Genomic DNA, 3,199 nt, shown 5'->3' on the forward strand with positions numbered 1-3,199 from the left:
CCGGTACGTCCGGCTGCGGCTGAGCGCCAAAGCGGTCAGTCCACCGTGGTGCCCTCGGGGAAGCGCAGCTCGCTGACCACACCGTCGTAGGGGATGGGCAGTTCGACGGCGGCCTTCGCCGTCTCCACCTCGCAGACCACCTGGCCGTCGGTGACCGTGTCACCCGGCTGGACGTACCACTTGAGGATCTCGGCCTCGGTGAGCCCCTCGCCCACGTCGGGCATCTTGAACTCGCGCACGGACGCATCCGTCATCGTCGTCACGTCCCCCTCCTCAGTACGCCAGCGAGCGGTCGACGGCGTCGAGCACGCGGTCCAGGTCGGGCAGGTACTCCTCCTCCAGGCGGGCCGGCGGGTACGGGGCGTGGTAGCCGCCGACCCGGAGCACCGGAGCCTCCAGGTGGTAGAAGCAGCGCTCGGTGATCCGCGCGGCGATCTCCGCGCCGGAGCCGAAGAAGACCGGTGCCTCGTGCACCACGACCAGGCGGCGGGTCTTCTCCACCGAGGCCTGGATCGCGTCGAAGTCCAGCGGGCTGACCGAGCGCAGGTCCAGCACCTCCAGGTGCTTGCCCTCCTCGGCCGCCGCGGCCGCGACCTCCTGGCACAGCTTCACCATCGGGCCGTAGGCCGCCAGGGTCAGGTCCGTGCCCTCACGGACCACGCGCGCCTTGTGCAGCGGGGCCGGGATGGCCTCGGGGTCGACCTCGGCCTTGTCCCAGTAGCGTCGCTTGGGCTCGAAGTAGATCACCGGGTCGTCGCTCTGGATGGCCTGCTGCATCATCCAGTACGCGTCCGAGGCGTTCGACGGCGAGACCACCTTCAGGCCGGCCACATGGGCGAACAGCGCCTCCGGCGACTCGGAGTGGTGCTCGACCGCGCCGATGCCGCCGCCGTAGGGGATGCGCACGACGACCGGCAGCTTGACCTTGCCCAGCGAGCGGGCGTGCATCTTCGCCAGCTGGGTGACGATCTGGTCGTAGGCCGGGAAGACGAAGCCGTCGAACTGGATCTCCACCACCGGGCGGTAGCCGCGCAGGGCCAGGCCGATCGCGGTGCCGACGATGCCGGACTCGGCCAGCGGGGTGTCGATGACCCGGCTCTCGCCGAAGTCCTTCTGCAGGCCGTCCGTGACCCGGAAGACACCACCGAGCTTGCCGACGTCCTCACCCATGACCAGGACCTTGGGGTCGGCGTCCAGGGCGCGGCGCAGCGACTCGTTGATGGCCTTGGCCATCGCCATCTTCTCGGCCATCTCAGTGACCCCCTTCATCTGCGAACGACGCCTGGTAGGCGGCGAACTGGGCGCGCTCCTCGTCCACGAGCGCGTGTCCGTCCGCGTACACGTTCTCGAAGAGGGCGAACCGGTCCGGGTCGGGCATGGAGCGGACCGCTTCGCGCACTCGCCTGCCCAACGCCTCGGACTCGGCCTCGAGTTCCGCGAAGAATCCCTCGTCCGCGTGGCCCGATGCCTCCAGGTGGCGGCGCAGGCGCAGGATCGGGTCCTTCGCCTCCCAGGCCAGCCGCTCCTCGTCGCCCCGGTAGCGGGTGGGGTCGTCGGAGGTGGTGTGGGCGCCCATGCGGTAGGTGTACGCCTCGACCAGGGTGGGGCCCTCGCCGTTGCGGGCCCGCTCCAGCGCCCACTTGGTGACGGCCAGGCAGGCGAGCACGTCGTTGCCGTCGACCCGGACGCCCGGGAAGCCGTAGCCCTGGGCGCGCTGGTACAGCGGGACGCGGGTCTGCTTCTCGGTCGGCTCGGAGATCGCCCACTGGTTGTTCTGGCAGAAGAACACCACGGGGGCGTTGTAGACCGCGGAGAAGGTGAACGATTCGGCCACGTCGCCCTGGCTGGAGGCGCCGTCGCCGAAGTAGGCGATGACCGCCGAGTCCGCGCCGTCCTTGGCCACGCCCATCGCGTAGCCGGTGGCGTGCAGCGTCTGGGAGCCGATGACGATCGTGTACAGGTGGAAGTTGTTGCCGTTCGGGTCCCAGCCGCCGTTGTTCACGCCGCGGAACATGCCGAGCAGGTTGGCCGGGTCCACGCCGCGGCACCAGGCGACGCCGTGCTCGCGGTAGGTCGGGAAGACGTAGTCGTCCGGGCGGGTGGCGCGGCCCGAGCCGATCTGGGCGGCCTCCTGTCCCAGCAGGGAGGCCCACAGGCCCAGCTCGCCCTGGCGCTGCAGGGCGGTGGCCTCGGCGTCGAAGCGGCGGGTGAGCACCATGTCGCGGTACAGGCCGCGCAGTTCCCCGGGGGTGATGCCGGCGACGTAGGCGTCGTACTCGGCGTTCGCGACCCGCTCGCCCTCCGGTGTCAGGAGCTGCACGAGGTCGGGGTCGGTGCTCTTCTTCGCGGTGCTGCGGGTGGTACGGGTGGTGCGCTTGGTGCCGGTGGTTCCGGTCTTGCTACCGGTGGTGCCGGCTTTGCCTGCGGCGGTGCGTCGCGGCTTGCGCGCGGCACTGCTCTCCACGGTCACGTGTGCTCCTCCGTCGTTCCGGCCCCCGGGGTTGCCGGTAGGCCAGTGCGGCTCACCTGTTTCGACCACCGGGCACGGGGTGGGTGCCACTCGGCCGGGAACAGGCGTGACAGGTGCCCCGGCGAGCGCCCTGCAACCATCACGTTACCCAGTGCCCCACATTTCTGTGAAACCCCGTTTGACCTGCGATTTTGCTTGGATTTCCAAGTAAATCGAGGGGATGGGAAAGCGTGCTGGTCACAGCCTTGCGGCAGGCCCGAGCAAGCGCACGTTATCCCGCCGACCCAGGTCACGGGAAGAGTTCAATGTGAGACGGGACTCGTACGCGAAGCAGGAGAAATCCCCTTATCACCACCCGATCGGCCGGGTCCGGAAAGCGTTGGCGTTACCAAGTGGCCGTCACCGTCACCCGGATGTACGAGCACGCGCCCCACCCTTGACCGAAAGCGACCGTCGGCGACTGCCTGTGACAACGCCCAGCTCACGGGTTCCCGGCGTGCCCTAACATCTGGCGCGTGCCGCGCTCATGTGTACCACCTGTCGTGCCCCACGCGCCCCCTCTGGGCGCCCTGCTGCGCCTGTACGCCGCGGGTACCGCCCTCACCTGTGAGCCGGTCGACCAGGGGCTGCTCAACCGCGGCTACCGGCTGTGCACCACCCGCGGCCGCTACTTCCTCAAGCACCACTTCGATCCTGACACCGCCGACCCGGCCGCCATCGAGCGCCGGC

At 69.7% G+C, this 3,199-nt stretch carries 2 protein-coding genes and 2 pseudogenes; 1 reads left to right on the forward strand and 3 read right to left on the reverse strand.

Annotation, left to right across the window (positions count from 1 at the left end; translation table 11 throughout):
• Positions 1-38: 38 nt before the first annotated feature.
• The 3 genes and pseudogenes from H5J33_RS28680 to pdhA form a co-directional block, all read right to left on the reverse strand.
• Positions 39-263 (reverse strand): annotated as a pseudogene (locus H5J33_RS28680) (biotin/lipoyl-containing protein); the annotation flags it as partial.
• Between the two features lie 10 nt (positions 264-273).
• Complete coding sequence (locus tag H5J33_RS28685; protein ID WP_181797736.1) at positions 274-1,251, reverse strand: alpha-ketoacid dehydrogenase subunit beta; 978 nt, start codon at positions 1,249-1,251, stop codon at positions 274-276.
• 1 nt (position 1,252) lies between these two features.
• Complete coding sequence (pdhA, locus tag H5J33_RS28690; RefSeq protein WP_181797735.1) at positions 1,253-2,470, reverse strand: pyruvate dehydrogenase (acetyl-transferring) E1 component subunit alpha; 1,218 nt, start codon at positions 2,468-2,470, stop codon at positions 1,253-1,255.
• A gap of 542 nt (positions 2,471-3,012) precedes the next feature.
• Here pdhA and H5J33_RS28695 point away from each other — a divergent pair.
• A pseudogene (locus H5J33_RS28695) lies at positions 3,013-3,199 on the forward strand (aminoglycoside phosphotransferase); the annotation flags it as partial.

This window comes from Streptomyces sp. WELS2, from assembly GCF_013870595.1.
Lineage (GTDB): Bacteria > Actinomycetota > Actinomycetes > Streptomycetales > Streptomycetaceae > Streptomyces.